The organism is Bacillus sp. BC05(2025), from assembly GCF_056725905.1.
On the sequence record NZ_JBWYRA010000001.1, the window covers coordinates 361,747 to 381,899 of the forward strand.

General features: G+C 32.8%; 28 protein-coding genes and 1 pseudogene. 15 read left to right on the forward strand and 14 right to left on the reverse strand.

Annotated features, from left to right (window positions below):
* Positions 1–10 precede the first annotated feature (10 nt).
* Together ACZ76X_RS01975 and ACZ76X_RS01980 are read right to left on the reverse strand one after the other, a co-directional pair.
* Positions 11–796 carry a class I SAM-dependent methyltransferase gene (locus ACZ76X_RS01975; RefSeq protein WP_479849331.1) on the reverse strand — a complete coding sequence of 262 codons (786 nt, stop codon included), beginning with the start codon at positions 794–796 and terminating at the stop codon, positions 11–13.
* 196 nt (positions 797–992) lie between these two features.
* Positions 993–1,361, reverse strand: coding sequence for a hypothetical protein (locus tag ACZ76X_RS01980; protein WP_479849332.1), 369 nt, complete (start codon positions 1,359–1,361; stop codon positions 993–995).
* A 479-nt stretch (positions 1,362–1,840) separates the two neighbouring features.
* Here ACZ76X_RS01980 and ACZ76X_RS01985 point away from each other — a divergent pair, with 479 nt between their 5' ends.
* From ACZ76X_RS01985 to coaW, 8 genes are all read left to right on the forward strand, one after another.
* Positions 1,841–1,993, forward strand: coding sequence for a YqbF domain-containing protein (locus ACZ76X_RS01985; RefSeq protein WP_071680000.1), 153 nt, complete (start codon positions 1,841–1,843; stop codon positions 1,991–1,993).
* Between the two features lie 169 nt (positions 1,994–2,162).
* Positions 2,163–2,597, forward strand: coding sequence for an exosporium protein ExsC (gene exsC / locus ACZ76X_RS01990; protein ID WP_087964440.1), 435 nt, complete (start codon positions 2,163–2,165; stop codon positions 2,595–2,597).
* Positions 2,598–2,901: 304 nt separating this feature from the next.
* Positions 2,902–4,104 carry an MFS transporter gene (locus ACZ76X_RS01995; RefSeq protein WP_479849333.1) on the forward strand — a complete coding sequence of 401 codons (1,203 nt, stop codon included), beginning with the start codon at positions 2,902–2,904 and terminating at the stop codon, positions 4,102–4,104.
* A 151-nt stretch (positions 4,105–4,255) separates the two neighbouring features.
* The gene (locus ACZ76X_RS02000) at positions 4,256–4,555 is read left to right on the forward strand and encodes a hypothetical protein (RefSeq protein WP_479849334.1); all 300 of its coding nucleotides are present in this window, start codon (positions 4,256–4,258) and stop codon (positions 4,553–4,555) included.
* 170 nt (positions 4,556–4,725) lie between these two features.
* On the forward strand, positions 4,726–5,088 hold the full coding sequence (locus ACZ76X_RS02005) for a hypothetical protein (RefSeq protein WP_479849335.1): 363 nt from the start codon (positions 4,726–4,728) through the stop codon (positions 5,086–5,088).
* A 636-nt stretch (positions 5,089–5,724) separates the two neighbouring features.
* Positions 5,725–6,924: an LL-diaminopimelate aminotransferase gene (locus ACZ76X_RS02010; RefSeq protein ID WP_479849336.1), complete on the forward strand. Its 1,200-nt coding sequence runs from the start codon at positions 5,725–5,727 to the stop codon at positions 6,922–6,924.
* A 56-nt stretch (positions 6,925–6,980) separates the two neighbouring features.
* The gene (locus ACZ76X_RS02015) at positions 6,981–7,379 is read left to right on the forward strand and encodes a 3-hydroxyacyl-ACP dehydratase FabZ family protein (protein WP_479849337.1); all 399 of its coding nucleotides are present in this window, start codon (positions 6,981–6,983) and stop codon (positions 7,377–7,379) included.
* 92 nt (positions 7,380–7,471) lie between these two features.
* On the forward strand, positions 7,472–8,302 hold the full coding sequence (coaW, locus tag ACZ76X_RS02020; protein WP_479849338.1) for a type II pantothenate kinase: 831 nt from the start codon (positions 7,472–7,474) through the stop codon (positions 8,300–8,302).
* Positions 8,303–8,308: 6 nt separating this feature from the next.
* Here the strand turns inward: coaW and ACZ76X_RS02025 are convergent, their stop codons facing one another.
* The 3 genes and pseudogenes from ACZ76X_RS02025 to ACZ76X_RS02035 all read right to left on the reverse strand — a co-directional run bounded on the left by ACZ76X_RS02025 (position 8,309) and on the right by ACZ76X_RS02035 (position 9,708).
* Positions 8,309–8,818: a 2'-5' RNA ligase family protein gene (locus tag ACZ76X_RS02025; RefSeq protein WP_479849339.1), complete on the reverse strand. Its 510-nt coding sequence runs from the start codon at positions 8,816–8,818 to the stop codon at positions 8,309–8,311.
* A gap of 117 nt (positions 8,819–8,935) precedes the next feature.
* Positions 8,936–9,133 (reverse strand): annotated as a pseudogene (locus ACZ76X_RS02030) (CcdC protein domain-containing protein); the annotation flags it as partial.
* Positions 9,118–9,708, reverse strand: coding sequence for a DUF4825 domain-containing protein (locus tag ACZ76X_RS02035; protein WP_479849340.1), 591 nt, complete (start codon positions 9,706–9,708; stop codon positions 9,118–9,120). The pseudogene ACZ76X_RS02030 and the gene ACZ76X_RS02035, both read right to left, overlap by 16 nt.
* Before the next feature lie 440 nt (positions 9,709–10,148).
* On the opposite strand from ACZ76X_RS02035, the gene ACZ76X_RS02040 reads away from it, so the two are divergent.
* The 6 genes from ACZ76X_RS02040 to ACZ76X_RS02065 are packed head-to-tail and all read left to right on the forward strand — an operon-like array spanning position 10,149 to position 11,135.
* The gene (locus tag ACZ76X_RS02040) at positions 10,149–10,289 is read left to right on the forward strand and encodes a YrzI family small protein (protein WP_000156179.1); all 141 of its coding nucleotides are present in this window, start codon (positions 10,149–10,151) and stop codon (positions 10,287–10,289) included.
* Positions 10,290–10,316: 27 nt separating this feature from the next.
* Entirely contained in the window at positions 10,317–10,460 is a 144-nt protein-coding gene (locus tag ACZ76X_RS02045; RefSeq protein ID WP_048525995.1) for a YrzI family small protein, read from the forward strand.
* A gap of 28 nt (positions 10,461–10,488) precedes the next feature.
* Positions 10,489–10,632 carry a YrzI family small protein gene (locus ACZ76X_RS02050; protein ID WP_073515397.1) on the forward strand — a complete coding sequence of 48 codons (144 nt, stop codon included), beginning with the start codon at positions 10,489–10,491 and terminating at the stop codon, positions 10,630–10,632.
* A 26-nt stretch (positions 10,633–10,658) separates the two neighbouring features.
* Positions 10,659–10,802, forward strand: coding sequence for a YrzI family small protein (locus ACZ76X_RS02055; protein ID WP_000668969.1), 144 nt, complete (start codon positions 10,659–10,661; stop codon positions 10,800–10,802).
* Between the two features lie 26 nt (positions 10,803–10,828).
* Positions 10,829–10,969 (forward strand): YrzI family small protein, encoded by a 141-nt coding sequence (locus tag ACZ76X_RS02060; RefSeq protein ID WP_000669812.1) that lies wholly within the window; start codon positions 10,829–10,831, stop codon positions 10,967–10,969.
* A 25-nt stretch (positions 10,970–10,994) separates the two neighbouring features.
* The gene (locus ACZ76X_RS02065) at positions 10,995–11,135 is read left to right on the forward strand and encodes a YrzI family small protein (protein WP_479849341.1); all 141 of its coding nucleotides are present in this window, start codon (positions 10,995–10,997) and stop codon (positions 11,133–11,135) included.
* 241 nt (positions 11,136–11,376) lie between these two features.
* Here ACZ76X_RS02065 and ACZ76X_RS02070 read toward each other — a convergent pair whose 3' ends face one another.
* Positions 11,377–12,462, reverse strand: a complete 1,086-nt coding sequence (locus tag ACZ76X_RS02070) for an AI-2E family transporter (protein ID WP_000837888.1) — start codon at positions 12,460–12,462, stop codon at positions 11,377–11,379.
* Positions 12,463–12,611: 149 nt separating this feature from the next.
* Between ACZ76X_RS02070 and ACZ76X_RS02075 the strand changes: the two genes are divergently transcribed.
* A complete protein-coding gene (locus tag ACZ76X_RS02075) occupies positions 12,612–13,433 on the forward strand; it encodes an HNH endonuclease (protein ID WP_479849342.1) in 822 nt (273 codons plus the stop codon).
* Positions 13,434–13,661: 228 nt separating this feature from the next.
* Here ACZ76X_RS02075 and ACZ76X_RS02080 read toward each other — a convergent pair whose 3' ends face one another.
* The 8 genes from ACZ76X_RS02080 to ACZ76X_RS02115 form a co-directional block, all read right to left on the reverse strand.
* On the reverse strand, positions 13,662–13,754 hold the full coding sequence (locus tag ACZ76X_RS02080; RefSeq protein WP_001289320.1) for a putative holin-like toxin: 93 nt from the start codon (positions 13,752–13,754) through the stop codon (positions 13,662–13,664).
* 198 nt (positions 13,755–13,952) lie between these two features.
* Positions 13,953–15,065, reverse strand: coding sequence for an FMNH2-dependent alkanesulfonate monooxygenase (gene ssuD, locus ACZ76X_RS02085; protein WP_479849343.1), 1,113 nt, complete (start codon positions 15,063–15,065; stop codon positions 13,953–13,955).
* A gap of 76 nt (positions 15,066–15,141) precedes the next feature.
* On the reverse strand, positions 15,142–15,990 hold the full coding sequence (locus tag ACZ76X_RS02090; protein WP_479849344.1) for an ABC transporter permease: 849 nt from the start codon (positions 15,988–15,990) through the stop codon (positions 15,142–15,144).
* Between the two features lie 16 nt (positions 15,991–16,006).
* Positions 16,007–16,993 carry an aliphatic sulfonate ABC transporter substrate-binding protein gene (locus ACZ76X_RS02095; RefSeq protein WP_479849345.1) on the reverse strand — a complete coding sequence of 329 codons (987 nt, stop codon included), beginning with the start codon at positions 16,991–16,993 and terminating at the stop codon, positions 16,007–16,009.
* A gap of 18 nt (positions 16,994–17,011) precedes the next feature.
* A complete protein-coding gene (locus ACZ76X_RS02100) occupies positions 17,012–17,767 on the reverse strand; it encodes an ABC transporter ATP-binding protein (protein ID WP_479849346.1) in 756 nt (251 codons plus the stop codon).
* 181 nt (positions 17,768–17,948) lie between these two features.
* Entirely contained in the window at positions 17,949–18,461 is a 513-nt protein-coding gene (locus ACZ76X_RS02105) for a DUF402 domain-containing protein (protein ID WP_479849347.1), read from the reverse strand.
* Between the two features lie 155 nt (positions 18,462–18,616).
* Positions 18,617–19,102 carry an NUDIX hydrolase gene (locus tag ACZ76X_RS02110; protein WP_479849348.1) on the reverse strand — a complete coding sequence of 162 codons (486 nt, stop codon included), beginning with the start codon at positions 19,100–19,102 and terminating at the stop codon, positions 18,617–18,619.
* Positions 19,095–20,144 carry a hypothetical protein gene (locus ACZ76X_RS02115; protein ID WP_479849349.1) on the reverse strand — a complete coding sequence of 350 codons (1,050 nt, stop codon included), beginning with the start codon at positions 20,142–20,144 and terminating at the stop codon, positions 19,095–19,097. The genes ACZ76X_RS02110 and ACZ76X_RS02115 overlap by 8 nt, the downstream gene beginning before the upstream one ends.
* Between the last annotated feature and the right edge of the window lie 9 nt (positions 20,145–20,153).

Below are 20,153 nucleotides of genomic sequence, written 5' to 3' on the forward strand. Positions count from 1 at the left end.
TGCAAGAAATTTATCTTCTTAATGTCGCACTTTTTTTACATACAAACAGGGCCATTTCAGTATAAAACGAGTTTATTTTATTATTTTCAATTTGAATATGAAAGAATTCTTGCATTTCAACTGGTGTTTTCATCATACATTCTGTTAACTTCATACGTTTCTGCAACGGTACATCCATCATATCGCACCACCCGTCAAATTCAAATTTCTTGTCAAAAGTAAGACATGACTGCATTTGCAAACCGTTTCTTTCTAACAAGGTAATCCATTCTGTTTTTTTCAATGCACGTTCATGACTCGGATCCCGCTTTTTTTCTATAAAATTATAAAATGTATCAAATTCATTATTTTCCGGTGAAACATTATCTATTAAAATAAATAATCCATTATCTTCTAACGTACGATTTACTTCATAAATAAACTGAGCTGGGTTCGTAAAATGATGTGCTGCAATTCGGCATGTTATCGTATCAAATGAACGATCAGCAAACGGTAAACTTTCTGCGTTTCCAGCAACAAAAGATACATTTTCATTTCCATTGCTTATAATAAACTGTTTCGCATTCTCTAACATTTTTTCTGTTAAGTCTAAGGCAACTACTTCTTGAAACAATGGAGCTAATACATTCGCAACATGTCCTCCACCAGTAGCAATATCAAGAAGACGATTATTGTGACGAGACTCAACTTGTTGAACTACATATTGTAAATCAGGTCCTTTAGCATGAATTTTACTTTTCACATACTTTTCCGCATTATTACCAAACTGTTGTTTCACAAGTTCTTCTTTACTCATTTTATCATCTTCTTTCTATTGTTATTTACATATAGGATTCATGTAATAATTAAAGTTCTCTTTATGTATTTTCAAATCCTCTTTTCGACTCATTTCTTACTATGCTATCGTATCATCGACCTAATATAGATTTTACGTTTTATTATGAAACAAAAAAGGCTACGGGAACTTGTCCCCTAACCTAACTAAATATCAATTACATTTTTACTTTTTCATATACATCTATATAATATAAATCCTCTTTTAACTTCATAATAACGTCTACTTCCCTATAAGTAGCCTCACGAGCATATAAACCAAATTGATCCATGCCAATCCATATCCATCCAGGTGTATGATATAGAACATCTATGTTAAAATAATCTAAATTAGTAAGCTCTGATTTAATAAATTTATCTTTATTAGCGATTTGTTTATCTATTAAACCATATTCTTTTCCATTTTCCAATAGCGATATAATTTTCCCTACAATCGGGTGTTCACGAACAATAAAGTGATATTTCTTTTCCTCCACATTCATCACAATTAAACGAAAATCAGATAAATCAGTTCTTAAATTCGACATCTTTATTTATTCACCTCCTTTATGAGTTTCACGAATATAATAACAAATGAATATTCAAATAATGTAAATATAATGTAAAAAATAAAAAAGCTGACTCCCTTTTAGAAATCAGCCTTTTTATTTTGATCATCTTTATACTTTTACAAACAATTATAATGTTTCTTTTTCCTCATCATTCCCGGAAACTAAATTCCCAATGGCATCAGCTGTTACTTCAACTACAAATTCACAAATACCTGCTACAACTTCTCCAATCACTTCATCCATCTTTTTTACCCCCTTATTTTTTATAGCTTATTTGTAGTATAGAAGAGATTGGTTATTTTTAACTATCGGAAAACGTGACAACAACATTACAGTTTTGTAAGCTTTTTTATTTTGTTTAGCTTCTATCCTTTGAAACTTCAAGTATGATTCACATGCATATAGGCCATCATAATATTAAGTAAATACTAATTTTGCTAGAGGAGGCGTGTAAAATATACTACGTAAAATTAATTAAAGGTCAATCCTTCTACGCTTTTGATCATCGTTTCTTAATGTCTGAAGAAGAAGAGGTATCCGAGAAAGTTTATAACTACTTACGTCGTAATGAATTTTTTGAAGTACGTAAAGAAGAATATTCTGCTTAATTACAAAAAGCATCAAGAAAAACCTCACTTTATTGTGATATTTTCTTGATGCTTTTTTATGAATTACTCCTTTTCAATAATTATTGTCGACTCTATTAAAATATTCTATTATTTGTCCAAGCTATTTCATTTCCATTTTCATATTTTAGTATATGAGGAGGTGACGAATATGACTCATATCATTGATTACCAAGCTACTCAACCTATAAGTAAAACGGGTGAAACCACTTTTGCAATCCCAGCTTCTCCAAATAAAGCAATTCTAGCAAATTTGAAAGTAAGAATTTCAAGTAGAGATTCACGTAATAATCGAGTAGAATTAATCGCTACAATTGGTGTAGAAGGTATAACTGGAACTTCACAAGTTTTATTCCGAATTTTCCGTGATAACATTGAAATTTTTAATGCACAAGTAGGTATTGAATCTACAGATTCTGAACAATTCTACGTACAAACATTTCAAGCTATAGATCAAAACGTTAGCAGTGGATCACACGAATATTCATTAACTGTAGAAAACCTTACTAGCGGTGCAAGCGCAGAAGTTGTTGGTCCTCTATCTTTTAGCGCTTTAGCTATTGGACAAGAGCGTAAATGCTGCTAAGTGAATCTAATATTTCATTTTGTACTTGAGAAAAGCAAGAACGTAGTATGTACGTTCTTGCTTTTCTATTTTCCTTTTATTTGTCCTTACTTTCAATTGATACTTCATCATAATTTTTTACATTTTCATTACTTATTTCATCAATTAACACATCGTTTTTTTGACAAATCAAAAAGATTGAAATCCGCTGATGAAACACGTAATATAGACTCTGACTCTAAAAAAGTTCGTTACTAATCATACATAAAATAAGGAGGTTTTATATACGAGTTTTTCATTTTAAAAGACAGAGAGGTTTTATATTATGTGGCGTAATAAAAATGTTTGGATTGTATTAATTGGGGAGTTTATTGCTGGTTTAGGTTTATGGCTTGGTATTCTTGGCAACCTTGAATTTATGCAAAAATATGTCCCTTCTGATTTCATGAAATCAGTTATATTATTTATCGGACTATTAGCTGGTGTTCTAGTCGGTCCTATGGCAGGTCGCATCATTGATCAGTATGAAAAGAAAAAAGTTCTTCTTTATGCTGGGTTCGGTCGCGTTATTAGTGTTATTTTCATGTTTTTCGCTATCCAATTTGAAAGCATCGCCTTTATGATTGCATTTATGATTGCCCTTCAAATTTCAGCAGCATTTTACTTCCCTGCATTACAATCTGTAATCCCACTCATCGTACGTGAGCACGAGTTATTACAGATGAACGGTGTACATATGAATGTAGGTACAATCGCTCGTATTGCTGGTACTTCACTAGGTGGAATTCTTTTAGTTGTAATGAGTTTACAGTATATGTACGCCTTCTCAATGGCAGCGTACGCTTTATTATTCCTCTCAACTTTCTTCCTACAATTCGAAGATAAGAAATCAACAACACCAAGTAAACAAGCTGCAAAAGATAATAGCTTTATGGAAGTATTTCGTATATTAAAAGGAATTCCTATTGCTTTTACGGCACTTATATTAAGTATTATCCCTCTATTATTTATAGCTGGATTTAATTTAATGGTAATCAACATTAGTGAAATGCAACATGATCCAACGATTAAAGGCTTTATATATACCATTGAAGGTATCGCATTTATGTTAGGTGCTTTCGTTATTAAACGTTTATCTGACCATTTCAAACCTGAAAAGTTACTATATTTCTTCGCAGTTTGTACTGCTTTTGCACACCTTTCGTTGTTCTTTAGCGATATAAAATGGATGTCACTTACATCATTTGGTTTGTTTGGTTTTAGTGTCGGTTGCTTCTTCCCTATTATGTCAACAATCTTCCAAACAAAAGTGGAAAAAAGCTATCACGGCCGTCTCTTCTCATTCCGTAATATGTTTGAGAGAGTTATGTTCCAAATTGTCTTACTTGGCACAGGCTTCTTCTTAGATACAATCGGATTGCAATATATGGTTCTCATTTTCGGTGTTATTTCATTATTAATTATCTTCATATCACTATCTAAACAGAAACAATATGAAAAACAACCTTCGCAATCTGCGAATTTATAACATAATTAAAGAAGCATGGATTATTAGATTAATTCATGCTTCTTTATTATATAAAACCTTCTTTCTTACGCTTATTGAAATTATTTAAAGGAGTACCCTCTTTTGCATTCGAATATAGTATATTAACAAGATATATACTGGAGGTGCGAAAATGTCTGATGGCGTACAAGTATTAATTATCCTTCTTTTTGTAATTGCTATGTTTAGTACCTTAAATTTTTTAGCTATTTCCCTTTCTCAACGTAACTTTAAAAGAAGAATTGTCGCGGGTTTCATATTTTTATTACTGACTCCTATTATCTTTTTGACTACCACAGCATTCGCTTCTATATTTGATAAAGCTGGATTTGGCGTAGGCGGGATAGCCTTCATTGTTGCAATTATATATGTCTTAAATGGAATAGTGATCTTACTTTCCTCTTTATTTTTCCTCAAAAGGGACATAACATAGGCCACAGTACTCGGCATGAATCTGTCTTTATACTAGATTCATGTTTCTTCAATTCCCGCTAAATTTTTATATGAAATTAAATAATTCTTTATAAAAATTTAAACTTTATTTATTACAATATTCGTATCGTATTCGCACGTTTATTGAAAATGAAAAGAAAGGAGTACAAAATGAAAAAGGTTTTATTAATTATTCCAATATTTATCGTTCTACTGAGTGGCTGTAGCAATAATGATATATACGGTTCTTGGGAAGTCGTTGATAACAAAAATGGGCTTTGCCCTGCATCTTATAAATTTGAAACAGTTGTAAAAGAAGAAAAGAAAGAAAAAATTGTTCAAAACTTAGTAGAAATGCAAACAACGAAGAAAAAAGAAGATTTATACAAAGGTTCCTTTGTAAAGGATTCTAATGTATATCATATTGATTATGGTAATTCATTTACATCAGATCAAACTTTACAAATTGTCGATGACAAATTAAACGTATACTTTTATGCAGTCGAAAAATTATGTACATATAAAAAGAAATGATTACTCTTCATTTAAAACGCAGAAAATATTTTCTGCGTTATTTTTATCCCGCTTTAATGGGCAGTAAGACCCCCACCTCAAAATGCAGCGAAAGCAAAGAAGTTAGGTGGGGGATGAAGAAAACCCCCACTGATTAAAGTTTCACTTTATTTTACAAAGCTAACTCAAAATATTTCCCCTTTTAAATCTTTAAATTTAAATGTATCATTATATAATAACAATATTTTAATGTGAGGTGCCCTTTTTTGAGAAGTTTAAGTTCATTAATTGTATCAACAATTTGTTCCATTATCCTAATCCTATGGAGTGCATTTTTATTTTACGAAAAATTCACGACGGGAAATTCATACTATTGGCTCATTGGTATATTAGGCCTCGTTTTCGTGTTCTTTTTTATCCAAAATATGCGGGATATACTTAATAAAAACTATAAAACATCCTAAACCATCTAGAAAGATAAAATAGACAGTCCAGTTAAACGACCCTTATTTACAGCCCCCCTTTCAAAAAAGACTAATCCCTCCTCTAAATTTGTCAATCATTTTAATTTTCATAAAAAAATGATAAAATGTAACTATGTGTTTTCAGAATAATTAAAAATGCAGATAGAAAACACTGTTTTTAGGAGGGGTTTTGATGACTTACACGTTAGCAACTAGAATGAAAGCATTCCAATCTTCTATATTTAGTGAATTAGGGGCTTATAAAAAAGAACAAATTGCAGCAGGTCACAAAATGATTGATTTAAGTATCGGGAATCCTGATATGCCACCTGCTGACTTCGTAAGAGAAGAAATGGTACATACAGCAAATCAAAAAGAAAGCTATGGATACACATTAAGTGGTATTCAAGAATTTCACGAATCTGTAACTGAATATTACAACAACACTCATAATGTTATATTAAATGCCGATAAAGAAGTTCTATTATTGATGGGTTCACAAGATGGGCTCGTTCATTTACCTATGGTTTATGCGAATCCGGGAGATATTATATTAGTTCCTGACCCTGGATATACAGCTTATGAAACAGGAATTCAAATGGCTGGTGCAACATCCTATTACATGCCATTAAAGAAAGATAATGATTTCTTACCTAACTTAGAGCTAATTCCTAAAGAAATTGCCGATCAAGCAAAGATGATGATTTTAAACTTCCCAGGAAATCCAGTTCCAGCAATGGCTCATGAAGATTTCTTTAAAGAGGTAATCGCATTCGCGAAAAAGCATAATATTATCGTTGTCCATGATTTTGCTTATGCTGAATTTTATTTTGATGGTAAAAAACCAATTAGCTTCCTCTCTGTACCTGGTGCTAAAGAAGTTGGCGTAGAAATCAACTCTTTGTCAAAAAGTTATAGTTTAGCAGGTAGCCGTATTGGATATATGATTGGAAACGAAGAAATTGTTCGTGCACTTACGCAATTTAAATCAAATACAGATTACGGAGTGTTTTTACCAATTCAAAAAGCAGCATCAGCTGCACTAAGAAACGGTGCTGCTTTTTGTGAGAAAAACCGCCGTATTTATCAAGAACGTAGAGATACTTTAGTTGATGGATTCCGAACATTTGGCTGGAATGTCGATAAGCCCGCTGGTAGTATGTTCGTCTGGGCCGAAATTCCAAAAGGCTGGACTTCTATAGATTTCGCTTATGCATTAATGGATAGTGCGAATGTCGTTGTTACACCAGGTCATGCATTTGGACCTCACGGAGAAGGCTTTGTACGTATTGCACTTGTTCAGGATAAAGAAGTGCTGCAACAAGTTGTTGAAAACATTAGAAATAGCGGTATTTTTTCTCTTGAAAAAGTAAATGAATTAGTTAAAAATTAATGATAACTCCCCTGCTTAACTGTAGCAGGGGTATTATTCATTGGAGGTACTTTCATATGCATATTACAGACACACTTCCACATCGTTATCCATTTTTAATGATTGATAACGTAACAAATATAAAACATGGTGAGTCCGTTACGGGATATAAACTCATTACAAATAACGAGTGGTTTATAAATGATAGTCAAAAACATATGCCTCATATGTTAATTGTAGAAGCACTTGCTCAGCTTAGTGCATTTGTACATGCGAGTGGCTCTGAAGGACTAGGCTTCCTCTCCTCATTAGATGGGGTTGAATTCCACGGAAAAGCATACCCCGGTGATAAACTGGATTTACATTATGAGCTAACTCGTAATCGCCGAGGTTTTATTCTCGGTAAAGGTACTGCAACTGTAAACAATCAGCCGATTGTAACGATAGAAAAGCTATTAATATATCAAGCAGAATAGAGACGATGTAATCCTACAGGGGATCTATCTCCTGCAAATTCTTTTTACTAACATGAAAAGGGTAAATAAATAACTTGGTTAGGGGCAGGAAAATGGAAAGTACTATCGGTATCGATGCTGGAGGAACATTAACGAAAATTGCTTATTTGAACGAACGAAAACAATTAACTTTTCAAAAATTTCAATCCAATAAACAAAATAAAATAATAGATTGGCTTAAGAAAAATGCTGGTATAAAACAAATATGTATTACAGGTGGTAAAGCAAAACAATTACAGAAACTACTTTCCCCCTCATATAAAATAGTAGAACTAAACGAATTTGAAGCTACTCTTGTAGGTGTACGATACATATTAAAAGAAGAGAAATATGATATAAATAACTTCATTTTAACAAATATTGGTACAGGCACTTCCATTCATTACGTGTATAATGACAAATATGTTCGTGCTGGTGGAACCGGTGTTGGTGGTGGTACTATTATGGGGCTTTCAAAATTATTAACAAATATAGATCATTTTGAAGATGTGATTCCTTTAACAAAAGTAGGTTCTAGAACAGATTTAGATATTACGGTTGGAGATATTTATGGTGGTATTCTCTCTCCTATTGATAATAGCTTAACTGCTAGCAATTTTGGTAAAGCCGCTATTTCAGAATCAAAATATAATAGCTCAGACATACTTGCTACTGTACAAGGACTCGTCGGTGAAGTCGTTACTGCATTAAGCCTACAAGTCGCCGAAACAAAAAACATTGACCATATTATTTATATCGGTTCCACTTTATGTAATAACGTACACCTTCAAAATATTATTCGGAGCTACACAAAATATCAAAATAAAACACCTATTTTTTTACAAGATGGTGGTAATAGCGGTGCGATTGGTGCTTTACTTTATGTTACGAATCAAAAAAGCTGACTTTTGTCAGCTTCTTTGCAACGGTACTTCAAATTCAATAATTGACTCCCCGTTCTCTCCCATTCGCTCTACACTAATTTTATCAATTACACATTGTAACTTTTCATGGAAACTATGAATATCCTTAGCTGCTTCAGTAGCTAACTCAGCACTTTCTTTTCTCCCGACTGTTACATGTGGTATGTATGGAATATCTTCTTTTAAAAATTGTATTAAAGGTCCTGTATAAAGCAAATCATGTAGTTCTTCTATTTGTTTTTTCCCCTTTTCAACTCGTAAAAACAAATATTCCCCTTCACCTGTAATTTGATTCGCAAATTTAATTTCTATCTCTTGTATCCCTTTTGATAATTCTAAAATATGTAACTTCAGCTCATCATTTGAAATCGAGCTTTCAAATGGGAATATAACTGTAATATGCGGTGGGATTAAACCAAATAAAGGATCATGTTTTTTCCTAATGTCCTCAATTTCATTAATAGACATGTCGTTTAGAAAAAGTAAAATTGTGCGCATTTTTATATCGCCTACTTTCTCATTTTATATTCATCATATTGTATGGTAGCTTGCACTTCAACAAATGATTTCAATTACATATAAAAAGAAAAAACTTCTCAAAAGAAAAGTTTTTTCTTATAAAGCATGATTATTATTTTCCCGCCAAACTTTCCTAAACTTTATATAACAAGCAATTCTCCAAGGAATAATATACGATACTGCAACAACATAAAATAATAAACCTATTGTTTGCTGATCTAAGTCAACAATATATTGTCTTGAACCGTATCTTAAAACGACAAGTGTAATAAAAGTAATTAAAAAGGCTGCACTGGATATTTAGCAAATAAAGATTTCCGAAAATCTTTATCTTCCACAAGCATTGTAATTTTTTCATTTTTATCTTTAAGAAACTTTACTACTTTCTTTTTATCCCATATATCATTTTCTTTTGGGAAATCATCAAATTTTTCATACAGGATTGATAGTATTTCTTCTCTTTTTATCGTGAAATTTTTATTTTCTACTTGAAACTCGTAGCTTTTCGCATTTGGTACTAAAATCGCTAGATAAATAACGTTAAAGAAAAAATTCTTCTCCATCGTATCCTTACCATCAAACCAATACGTCTCAACCATGTCTTCTGTCAGAGTTCCATTTCCTTTTGCACCATAGTACACCTTTATACTTTCATTCTCTAAACTAATACTTTGAAATGTATCACTACCGGGTAAATGATTAACAATTGCAACCACATCTGAGTTATTACCAACATATGTTCCAGCATATTTCTTAAAGTCACCAGGTTTCACATCAGATATTTCTTTTATTCTTTCTCCGCTAGAACAAGCAGTAATAAATAAAAAAATTGTTAGCATAACAACTACAATACGATGCATATATTTCATTTAGCATCCCCCATTTTTATCGATATTTCGTTAATTACAATACACCTTCTCAAAACCCTTTAAAATATACGCATTTTAATCAAAATTAAAAATTTTCACTTTTTCTGTTTACAATTATCCATTAATTGTATATACTTACTAACGTAAGAAAAATATTCTAAAAGGAGGTCGAAGGAAATGATGAAATTACAATTGCATGCTTTAACTTTAGCGTTAACTGCACCTGTGTTTTCTGGACAATTAAATATGAATTCGACCAACCTAATGGAGAATTGAAAATCGTACATTATTTCGATTAATTCATAAATTCGCCACAGGAGGTCGTATACTTTCCTGTGGCTTTTTCACGCCCTGCCATAGGAGAACTATATCTTCCTGTGGCTTTTTTGTGCGATTTTTTAGCCTCTTACATCATTTTTTTAAGAAAGGAGCAACATTCGATGACTATTAGCGTATTGTTTTTAAGTATTACAATTCAAAGAAATAAAATTTCTAAAGATGAAATGTTTCATAATGAGCAAATAGAAAAAGCTATGAATGATGTTAAGGAGCGCCAAGCACTTTATTGTGATCACATGTAATTCCTTTTCGAAAGGAGGAATTCATTTATGACTTTTCATATTTTCTTTTTTACGACTGTACTTCAGAAGAATACTTTAACTGAAGCTGAAATCAATCGTAAACAACAAATAAAACAACTGACTGATAAAATGACTGACATTAAAAGTTCATATTATACACATATGTATTAAAAATATATTTTTAAGGAGCACTTTCCTAATGAAATTTAAAGCATTCTTTTTAACGATTACCATTCAAAAACGTAAACTTTCACAGAAAGAAATTTCACGTGAGCAACACATTCAATCTATTATGGACGAAGTGAAAGAACACCAAGCTTCTTACTACAGCCGTCTTTTCTAAATAACTTTTAAAGGAGCACTTTCCTAATGAAATTTAAAGCATTCTTTTTAACGATTACCATTCAAAAACGTAAACTCTCACAGAAAGAAATTTCACGTGAGCAACACATTCAATCTATTATGGACGAAGTAAAAGAGCGTCAAGCCTCTTATTACAGCCGTCTGTTTTAAATAACTTTTAAAGGGGTAATACACTTATGAAATTTAAAGTATTCTTTTTAACCATTACGATTCAAAAAACTAAGTTCTCCGACAGTGAAATATTGCATGATCATCAAATTAATAAAGCTATGGAAGATGTAAAAGAACGCCAAAGTCACTACTGTAGCCATCTATAATTCCTTTCGAAAGGAGGAATGTATTATGAAGTTTCACCTTTTCTTTTTAACAATTACAATTCAGAAAAAAAACTATTCTGAAGCTGAATTAAAACAAGAACAACAATACAAACAGGTTTTAGACGAAATTCGAGATCGTAGAAGCAAATACTACTCTCACCTATAATCCTTTAAAAATATAAAACTTGAAAGGAGTCGATTATGATGTTGATAGCACGTTGTAAGGAAATGATTTGGATAGTTCAGAGGGATTCCACATAGTTTTACGAGGCTATATCGTACAAATTTCCCGCTACATTTGATATGTAATAAATATATAATAAAATTGCATCAATACACTTTTTAACATTGATTAACAAACAAAAAGATACACCACTAAAAAAGCGGTGTATCTTTCTCAACATATATTATTTTCGATTACTTCGTTTCGTCTTAAACAGTCTCACTAAGTTCGATACAACTGTTTTCGTTACTGCATAAACTGGCACTGCCAAAATCATTCCGATAATTCCCGCAAAGTTACCTACCCCTAAAATTAAAATAATAATTGTTAACGGGTGGATATTTAACTTTGAACTCATAATACGCGGTGAAATGATGTTACTTTCAAATTGTTGTACAATTGTTACGATAATAATTACGTACAATGCTTGCATCGGAGATACGAACAGACCTACGATAACAGCTGGTGCTGCACCGATAAACGGACCTAAGTTAGGAATGATATTTGTAAATGCTGCTATAATTCCTAAAACGAAAGCATACGGTAAATCGATAATTAAATAGCCGATAAAAGTAAAAGCACCTACAAATATACAAACGAGCGCTTGCCCTTGAATATATGCAGATAATGTTTCGTTCGTTTCTTTAATGATACGAAGCCCTTCTTCACGGTATGACTCTGGTAATAAACTTACTGCTTTTCCTGGAAACGCATGTCCATCTTTAAACATATAAAATAAAATGAACGGTACTGTGAAAATCACTAATGCGACGTTCGTTATAATACCAAATAAAGCCGTTGCACTCGACGTAATCGTGTTTGGTATATCCTTTAAGTATTCAATTGCATTTTTTTCAATTGTTTCAATGGAAACATAGTTTTGTGTAGATAACCATTCAAACAATCTATGATGGGATAAATCTTGTATGTATAGTTTTCCCTCTTTTATATAGCCTGGCATATTTTTCACCAAATCCATTAGCTGTTGTGAGATCGTTGGAACAACTACCCCAACGCCAACCGCAGTTAATGTTATGATAAAAAGATATAACAGTAAAATCGCTAAATTTCTAGGTACTTTTTTCTCCTCTAAAAAGACTAACACCGGATTAAATATGAAGTATAAAAATAACGCGATTAAGATTGGGAAAAACAGCGTTGATATGAAGATACCAATTGGTTGAAATAGAAACGATATTTTTGTGCAAATAAATATGATCGCTACAACCATTAGCACTTCTAATGTCCAAAAGTGCACTTTCGATTTCAAAAAAACGTCCTCCTTTAAACTAGCACTTCACTTCATTGTACCAAAATAAGCAAGAATTTCACATAATATTTTCCTTTACAATATTCCAAAATACCAATAAATACACTACAATGAAATTACATACAAATTTGCAGGTAAAGGTGATAAAAATGACACAATGCATCATTTGCAGAAAAGATACGAAAGAACTTAGTGAACAATATGTCATCCCAGAAATATTATGTGGATATTATTTTACAAACTCAATTTGTGATACTTGTCATGAACAAATGACAACAAATATTGATCGCCCCTTAATTCGGCATAAATTAAGTCAATATAAGATTGAGCAAATGAAAAAACAAATTGACTCTCCCCTGTATACGAATGAGCATGGTGAAGAACTTGCGGCAGCTGAGACTGATGTTGTTGAAGTAAGTGATGAAATACTTTATTCCAATGCATTAATTATGAAACTATGTAAAAAGCACGATATTTCACTACATAACGAAATTTGGAAAGAAGAACGTGTAACGAAAGTAGCTAGCTCTATTCAACGTGAATTACTTTTAGATAACCGTAAGTATAAAATGAGTGTATTAAAAATGGCTTATACATTCGCTGTACAAGCCGTTGATGGCTATTTTGAAGATCCAGATGCGATTGATATTTCTAATATTCTATCAAATTCCGATTTCATGGAATTAAAAGAAAAGAGCATTGTGCGCGATTTAAGTAAAAGTTCTTTATGGAATACATTAAATACAAATAGTGAAAACCATTACTTTATTTTATTAAGTGATAAAGATGGCCTATTTTGTTTCATTCGTCTATTTGATATCTTTGATGTTGTCGTTCATTTATCAGAAAAGAGATATGAACTTCCATCACCCATTGTCGGTGTAAATAATGTAAGTAAGCAGGAATTTTATATCCAAACTTTAAAACAGTATATGGATGGGCTATTTAAAGAAAAAACTCCTTCTATTTAATCGAAATCAGAACATACGGTCTCCTTTCTTGATGAAAAGACACTGTGTTATAATAAGTATGAAAAGAACAATACAATCACATAAACTAATTATTAATTGTATATAAATAAAAAAGACTAGTGTGCGGCTACACACTAGTCCACGTAACTTAGCAGATTGGATTGTTCATTTATCCTATTTGTTTCTTACAAACAAAACAACCCACATTCTATTGGCATAGGTGGGTTGTTATTTTTTGAGCTTGTCTATTAAAACGACGACGAACGTTAACAATGCAACGAGAAACAGTCCACCCTGCAGTAGCAACGCTATTTCACTCATGTATTATCACCCCCCTCCTACTTTGGAGAAGTGATAATTGAACAACCAACCGTACCTTAAGTTACTATTTAATTTTACCATATTTTCTAATAGTTTACGATGAAAACCCGCAAGTGTAATATTTGCGGGTTTTCTTTATCACCTATTAACAGGCAGTAAACAAAATGGAGCAAAACATAGGTGAAACTTTAATCCTCACTATTTTTTTAATGCATAAGCATCTGCTATCATTTCACCAACAATTTTAGTTTCTTGTTTCTTTTCCTCTTTCAATAAAGGAAATAACAGTTCTGCCACCTCATACGCTTCTTCTAAATGCGGATATCCGGATAAAACAAACGTATCAATTCCTAACGCTTCATATTCTTTTATTCTTTCTGCTACTGTGTGCGGATCTCCTACAAGGGCAGTACCAGCACCCCCTCTTACAAGCCCAATGCCAGCCCATAAGTTAGGACTTATCTCTAGCGACTCTCTCGTACCTTTATTTAAATGTGTCATCCGTTTTTGACCGACTGAATCATATCTTGCAAATGTTTTTTGAGCAAGCTCAATCGTTTCATTATCTACATATTGAATTAACTTTTCAGCCTCTTCCCATGCCTCTTCCTCTGTTTCTCTTACAATTACGTGTAACCTAATGCCAAACCGTACGTTACGCCCCTTCTCTTCCGTAAGTTTTTTAACTTCCTCTATTTTCTCTTTCACTTGCTCTGGTGGCTCTCCCCACGTTAAATATACATCACTGTGTTCCGCTGCAACTTCTTTACCTGCCGCAGACGATCCGCCAAAATAAATTGGTGGATACGGTGTTTGAACTGGCGGGAACACGACTTTACTATCTGTAACTTTAATATGTTTTCCTTCTAAAGAGATCATTTCACCTTGTAAAGTCGATTTCCAAACTTTTAAAAATTCATCCGCTGCTTCATACCTTTCATCATGTTCAAGATACAATCCATCACCTTGCAATTCAACAGGATCTCCTCCAGCTACTACATTAATAAGTAATCTCCCATCTGAAATTCTATCAAATGTTGAAGCCATCCTCGCTGCTACTGTCGGTGACATTAGTCCTGGTCTAACTGCTACTAAAAATTTTAATTTCTCAGTCTCAGCGGCAAGTGCCGATGCTAATACCCAAGGATCTTCACAACCTTGACCAGTTGGCAGTAACACACCCGTATATCCTAAATAATCAGCTGCCTGTGCAACTTGTTTATAATAACCATATTCAGCTGCTCTTCCTCTTTTTGTCGTTCCTAAATATCGACCATCTCCATAAGCAGGAATAAACCATAACAATTCCATATCTTTACACACCCCTTAATTGTTTTGAAAAATCCACTAAAACACTCTATATAAATTACCCCTAATAATTTATATATTAATTCCCTGTCTCTCCTTTAAAATTATCTCGCCATCTTAAAAACTTCACTTCTAGTAAACGTACGAGTGAATCAGAAAACTTCCCAACGAACGCAAAGATAATAATACCGACAAATACAATATCTGTATTTGAAAATTGCCTTGCATCCATAATCATATAGCCAATACCCTCTGTAGATCCCATAAGTTCTGCTACTACTAAACTCACCCATGCAACTCCCAATGATAATCTCGCTCCAAGTAAAAGGTTAGGCAATGCTGCTGGTAAAATTAGTTTCGTAATTAATTTTCGTTTACTAAACTCTAACACTCTCGCAACATCAAATAATTTTGAATCTACACCCCGTATTCCTAAAAACGCGTTTACGTATAAAGGAAAAAATGCACCGTCTGCAATTAATAATACTTTCGATGTTTCTCCAAAACCGAACCATAATACGAAAAGCGGTGCAACAGCTAAATGAGGTACAGTTCGTAACATTTGTACAGACGGATCTAAATATTGCTCACTTCTCGTTGAAAATCCAACAATCGTCCCTAAAATAATGCCTAAACTCCCGCCGATAAAGAATCCAGCCGCAGCCCTAAACACACTAATGTTTAAATGACCGAATAACTCTCCTGTTTTTATAAGTTCTTGAAAAGCTAGTAATATATGTAACGGCGTTGGTAAAACTGTTTTAGAAACTAGATTGAACACTCCGGCTAACTGCCAAATACTTAATACGATAATTGGTATCGTAATCGCTCTTACTACCACTTTTACATTCGTCTTTCTCACTTTCTTTACATTGTTTTTACCAATTATTATACTCGCTCTTTTCATAACAGCTTTCGTATTCTCCAATTTACAAAACCTCTTTTCATTTCGCCTTTACTGCTTTTTCTACGAAAGAATTATCTACAACTTTATCTGTCTTGATTTCTTTCTTTATAGAACCGAGTTTATATTGAAAATCCGCTGTCTTTTGCTGTTCCGCTATTATTTCTTTCGTTACTGGAACTAAAATTGGTTTGTCATGATTAAACACTTCTTTTACAATGTCAGCATCTATTTTCTTTGCAGAAGTATATATTTTTATTGCTTCATCAATGTTGGAATCTTGCCATACACGTGCTTTTTCATAAACTTTGAGAAACTTCTCAACTAATTCTGGATGTTCTTTTGCAAACTTTGTTCTTGCAATTAAAAACTCTGGTGAAGAAACACTTAATCGTTCACCATCTGTAATAACCTTTGCTCCTTTATTTAACGTATGTAGTGAAATGAATGGATCCCAAATGGCCCATGCATCTACTGATCCTGATTCAAATGCTGGCTGCGCTTCATCTGGTTGCAGTTGAATAACATTTACATCTTTCGCATTGATATCTTCTTTTTCTAATGCTCGATATAATAAATTAAACGCGCTACTCCCTTTTGCTACGGCAATTTTTTTACCTTTTAAATCTTTTACACTTGTAATCTTGCTATCTTTTTGTACTAGAATTCCAGTTCCTTTCCTCGCATAACTGGTATTAGCAATTTCGGTAAATTCAATACCTGCTGCTTGCGCGGAAATAACCGGGGAGTTGCCAACTTCACCAAAATCTAATCGATTTGATGCGATTGCTTCAAAATAAGGAGGTCCGCTTTGAAACTCTGTCCATTTCACTTTAACGCCTTCTTTTTTAAACTCTTCTTCAAACCATCCTTTTTTCTGTGCTAGTAATAGTGGACTTAACCCTTGCTGAATACCAATTTGTACTGTTACATCTTCCTTCTTACTACTTGCTGTACTTTTTTCGCATCCTAATAAAAATAAAGATATAACTAACGCAAAAGAAAGAACTTTTCCTTTTTTATTCATATATAATCCACCCTTTTCCTATATACTCGTTTGAATCAGTCCCCCGTGTTCAAACTGTTGTAATACTTTCGTACGAATTTCTTGGAATAATTCCGAAGTTTTACTACGTGGATAAGGTAAATTATTTTCAATCACTTTATGTATTTTTCCAGGCTTTGCACTCATGAGGATAATTCGGTTTGAAAGATATATCGCTTCGTCAATATCATGAGTGACAAATAACATTGTCGTTTTCTTCTGCTCCCAAATGTTCAACAGTACTTCTTGCAAATGACTTCTAGTAAAAGCATCAAGTGCCCCGAATGGTTCATCAAGTAATAATACATTCGGATCTCTTAATAAAGCTCTCGCAATCGCAACACGTTGTGACATCCCGCCTGAAATTTCCTTCGGATAAGATGTTTCAAAACCATCTAATCGAACGGTTTCAACCCATTCCTTTACCTTATCTTTTACGTACTTATCTTTTAACGACAAATCTGCAGCAATATTTTTTTCAACTGTTAACCACGGAAATAAGCGATGCTCTTGAAAAATAAAACCTTGTTTCTTACTCGGTTTTACGATTTTCTCTCCATCGATGATAACTTTACCTTCAAATTCGTTGTCTAATCCTGCAACAATTTTCAAAAGCGTACTTTTCCCACAACCACTCGGTCCAATTACAGTGACAAAATCCCCTTTCTCTAATTGAAAATTAATATCTTCTAATACTTGAACCGTACCAGTTTGTTTCGAAAAATATTTTGAAACCCCTTCAATTGAAACAGTCACTACTTTCCCTCCTTGAAATGATTCATCTAAATGAACAGATTCATTATTTATATAATAAAAAAACCAAAGGCATTTCATTTTGTAATGAAATGCCTTTGGTTTTTCCAATCAGCTATACGTTATAGAATTAACTACATATTATACAAATATTTCCGATAAGTCAACTGGGTTTTATTAAACTTTATTTATTTTTACAAATAGTAGCAGTTTCTATAATGATGTTTGGAAGCAACTCTTGTATTGTATTCAATACTGTATGCAGAGCTTTTTCTACATATCCATCTTCAAATTGTTCTAACGGCTCAAGTAATTCATCCTCATCCAATATGAAAAATTCTCCGCTTGGAAGTACCATAATATCAACAATTAAATCTTCAAAGGATACCACTTCATCCGTTATACATGTATTCTTTACAATATTAAAATAAGAACCTAGATAACTCCCATCCTGATCTCTCCAAACGTATAAATTATATGGACGATTTCCCCAGTAATATGCAACTGTATAACTTCCTTTCGGGATCGTTAACTTCGTATCGTTTGCTGTCATAGTAAAAGAGTACTGTACTTCATGATACAAAACAATTTTATCTGTCTGCGTTTCTATTAGTAAACAAGCATGATCTACAGTTGAAGCATCATAGCGAATTTTCCTTTCAATAATTTCAATCCCTGACGTATGTAAGCAACTCATTTTTAAATTCCCCTTTAGTTGTAGTTCTTTCATTATAACCCTTTTTCCACTAAGAAGCCGTTCAATGAATTCGTTTCTTGTTTTATTAATATAATCTCATTTTCTTTCCCACAAAAAAGCTCCTTCTAAGTTAGAAGGAACTCCCAGTTGTATCATTATTTTATAACCCATGATTTATATGCCTTTACTTCCAAACGAAACTTAGATTCTTTTAACCACTCTACAGCACTACATACAAGAGGAGATGAATTATCTTCAGTAATACTTTCTACCGGAATCCATCTAGCTCCTATTGAATCTTGCCCTTCAAATTGTTCCGGTACTTTGAATTCACCTTCGCACCTTTCAACAAAGTAAAAAACTGCGATATGATGAACATGTGTGTGCTCCTTGAATTGTGATGAAAATTGAAAATCAACTGTACCTATTTGGTTTACTACCTTCACTTTCAGCCCAGTCTCTTCTTTCATCTCTCTATGAAGTCCAGCTAGTAATGATTCTCCTTCTTCTAAACTACCACCAGGTAAATCATACCGATTTCTATATGGACCTTTAATTTTATCAATTACTAATAAATTATTGTCTTCGATACAAATGCCGTACACCCCAAACGCACGATGAAAATTAGTAAAATTATTCACGCTTCAACTTCTCCATAACTGCATAAGAAAACTTCCGTTCCTCATCAACATTTAAGTGAACACGACTTACTGTTTTAGAAAATCCATATAACAATTGCGCCTTCACTGACCCTTTTAGTGTTATTTCAAATGTCGGAGGTTCCTTTATAAATTCTATAACGGTTGCGTCAAGAACTCCCTTCTCTTTCTTTAAAAGTTCGCCTTTATAAAACTCAATTTTATCAATTTGTGTAAATGGTATAACAATTTTCTTTCCTAATCCAATTTGAATGATTATTTTTTCTTCCGCAACAATAATTGGATTTTTTCGCATTGCTTGTATTTCAGCTAAAAAGTAAAACATTGCGTATGCGTTTAAAATAAGTAAAATCCATGCTACTACTGGATTCCATTGATGAAGTAAATAATGAAAACCGATACTTTCTATTACGGTTGCATGGATGATCATGGTATATACACCTATTGCACCAGTCTTTTTGTGGTATGAGTATACACATTCACCTTCTGGTGCTTTTACGCGCCACGATAAAAATGCATAGTAGATTAACTTACACTCTGTTACAATGACATCTACTAATTTATTTCTTTTCATAGTAGCATCAAACGCTGCATCAATTGCATAAGAAAATGAAGAATACTCTCTTTTATATTCTTTATATTTTTGTATTATATTAGGTAGCATTTTAACAATTTTATATAGAAGGAATAATTCTACGCATACAAATGCAATTTCTCCCGCTACTATAACATAAGAAACGTATGAAAAATCTTGAAAATAATCACTTGGAATAATAAATCTTGCAAATATATAACCAGCTATTACGACAGGAAATATATACGTTAACGAGTATCTTTTTCGAATAATAAAGAAATACGTAATGACTGGAATTACAAACATACAATCTAACAAAGAACCAAGTATTACTTCTTTCGGAGCAGATGGTACAATTGGAAAGGCATACAATACATAGTTTGATAATAAGATGAAAGATATTAATCCAAACCGTATACTCTTTCGCCTTCTTGATAATGCGACATTCATACGTTCACC

What these genes read in the sequence shown, in the direction of transcription:
- ACZ76X_RS02060 (WP_000669812.1), top strand. Translation starts at nt 10,829, where the DNA reads ATGAAATTTAAAGTATTCTTTTTAACCATTACGATTCAAAAAACTAAG.
- exsC (WP_087964440.1), top strand. Translation starts at nt 2,163, where the DNA reads ATGACTCATATCATTGATTACCAAGCTACTCAACCTATAAGTAAAACG.
- coaW (WP_479849338.1), top strand. Translation starts at nt 7,472, where the DNA reads ATGGAAAGTACTATCGGTATCGATGCTGGAGGAACATTAACGAAAATT.
- ACZ76X_RS02045 (WP_048525995.1), top strand. Translation starts at nt 10,317, where the DNA reads ATGACTTTTCATATTTTCTTTTTTACGACTGTACTTCAGAAGAATACT.
- ACZ76X_RS01995 (WP_479849333.1), top strand. Translation starts at nt 2,902, where the DNA reads ATGTGGCGTAATAAAAATGTTTGGATTGTATTAATTGGGGAGTTTATT.
- ACZ76X_RS02025 (WP_479849339.1), bottom strand. Translation starts at nt 8,818, where the DNA reads ATGCGCACAATTTTACTTTTTCTAAACGACATGTCTATTAATGAAATT.
- ACZ76X_RS02000 (WP_479849334.1), top strand. Translation starts at nt 4,256, where the DNA reads ATGTCTGATGGCGTACAAGTATTAATTATCCTTCTTTTTGTAATTGCT.
- ACZ76X_RS02040 (WP_000156179.1), top strand. Translation starts at nt 10,149, where the DNA reads ATGACTATTAGCGTATTGTTTTTAAGTATTACAATTCAAAGAAATAAA.
- ACZ76X_RS01975 (WP_479849331.1), bottom strand. Translation starts at nt 796, where the DNA reads ATGAGTAAAGAAGAACTTGTGAAACAACAGTTTGGTAATAATGCGGAA.
- ACZ76X_RS02035 (WP_479849340.1), bottom strand. Translation starts at nt 9,708, where the DNA reads ATGAAATATATGCATCGTATTGTAGTTGTTATGCTAACAATTTTTTTA.
- ACZ76X_RS02005 (WP_479849335.1), top strand. Translation starts at nt 4,726, where the DNA reads ATGAAAAAGGTTTTATTAATTATTCCAATATTTATCGTTCTACTGAGT.
- ACZ76X_RS02015 (WP_479849337.1), top strand. Translation starts at nt 6,981, where the DNA reads ATGCATATTACAGACACACTTCCACATCGTTATCCATTTTTAATGATT.
- ACZ76X_RS02075 (WP_479849342.1), top strand. Translation starts at nt 12,612, where the DNA reads ATGACACAATGCATCATTTGCAGAAAAGATACGAAAGAACTTAGTGAA.
- ACZ76X_RS02080 (WP_001289320.1), bottom strand. Translation starts at nt 13,754, where the DNA reads ATGAGTGAAATAGCGTTGCTACTGCAGGGTGGACTGTTTCTCGTTGCA.
- ACZ76X_RS02050 (WP_073515397.1), top strand. Translation starts at nt 10,489, where the DNA reads ATGAAATTTAAAGCATTCTTTTTAACGATTACCATTCAAAAACGTAAA.
- ACZ76X_RS02010 (WP_479849336.1), top strand. Translation starts at nt 5,725, where the DNA reads ATGACTTACACGTTAGCAACTAGAATGAAAGCATTCCAATCTTCTATA.
- ssuD (WP_479849343.1), bottom strand. Translation starts at nt 15,065, where the DNA reads ATGGAATTGTTATGGTTTATTCCTGCTTATGGAGATGGTCGATATTTA.
- ACZ76X_RS02115 (WP_479849349.1), bottom strand. Translation starts at nt 20,144, where the DNA reads ATGAATGTCGCATTATCAAGAAGGCGAAAGAGTATACGGTTTGGATTA.
- ACZ76X_RS02095 (WP_479849345.1), bottom strand. Translation starts at nt 16,993, where the DNA reads ATGAATAAAAAAGGAAAAGTTCTTTCTTTTGCGTTAGTTATATCTTTA.
- ACZ76X_RS02055 (WP_000668969.1), top strand. Translation starts at nt 10,659, where the DNA reads ATGAAATTTAAAGCATTCTTTTTAACGATTACCATTCAAAAACGTAAA.
- ACZ76X_RS02105 (WP_479849347.1), bottom strand. Translation starts at nt 18,461, where the DNA reads ATGAGTTGCTTACATACGTCAGGGATTGAAATTATTGAAAGGAAAATT.
- ACZ76X_RS01980 (WP_479849332.1), bottom strand. Translation starts at nt 1,361, where the DNA reads ATGTCGAATTTAAGAACTGATTTATCTGATTTTCGTTTAATTGTGATG.
- ACZ76X_RS02065 (WP_479849341.1), top strand. Translation starts at nt 10,995, where the DNA reads ATGAAGTTTCACCTTTTCTTTTTAACAATTACAATTCAGAAAAAAAAC.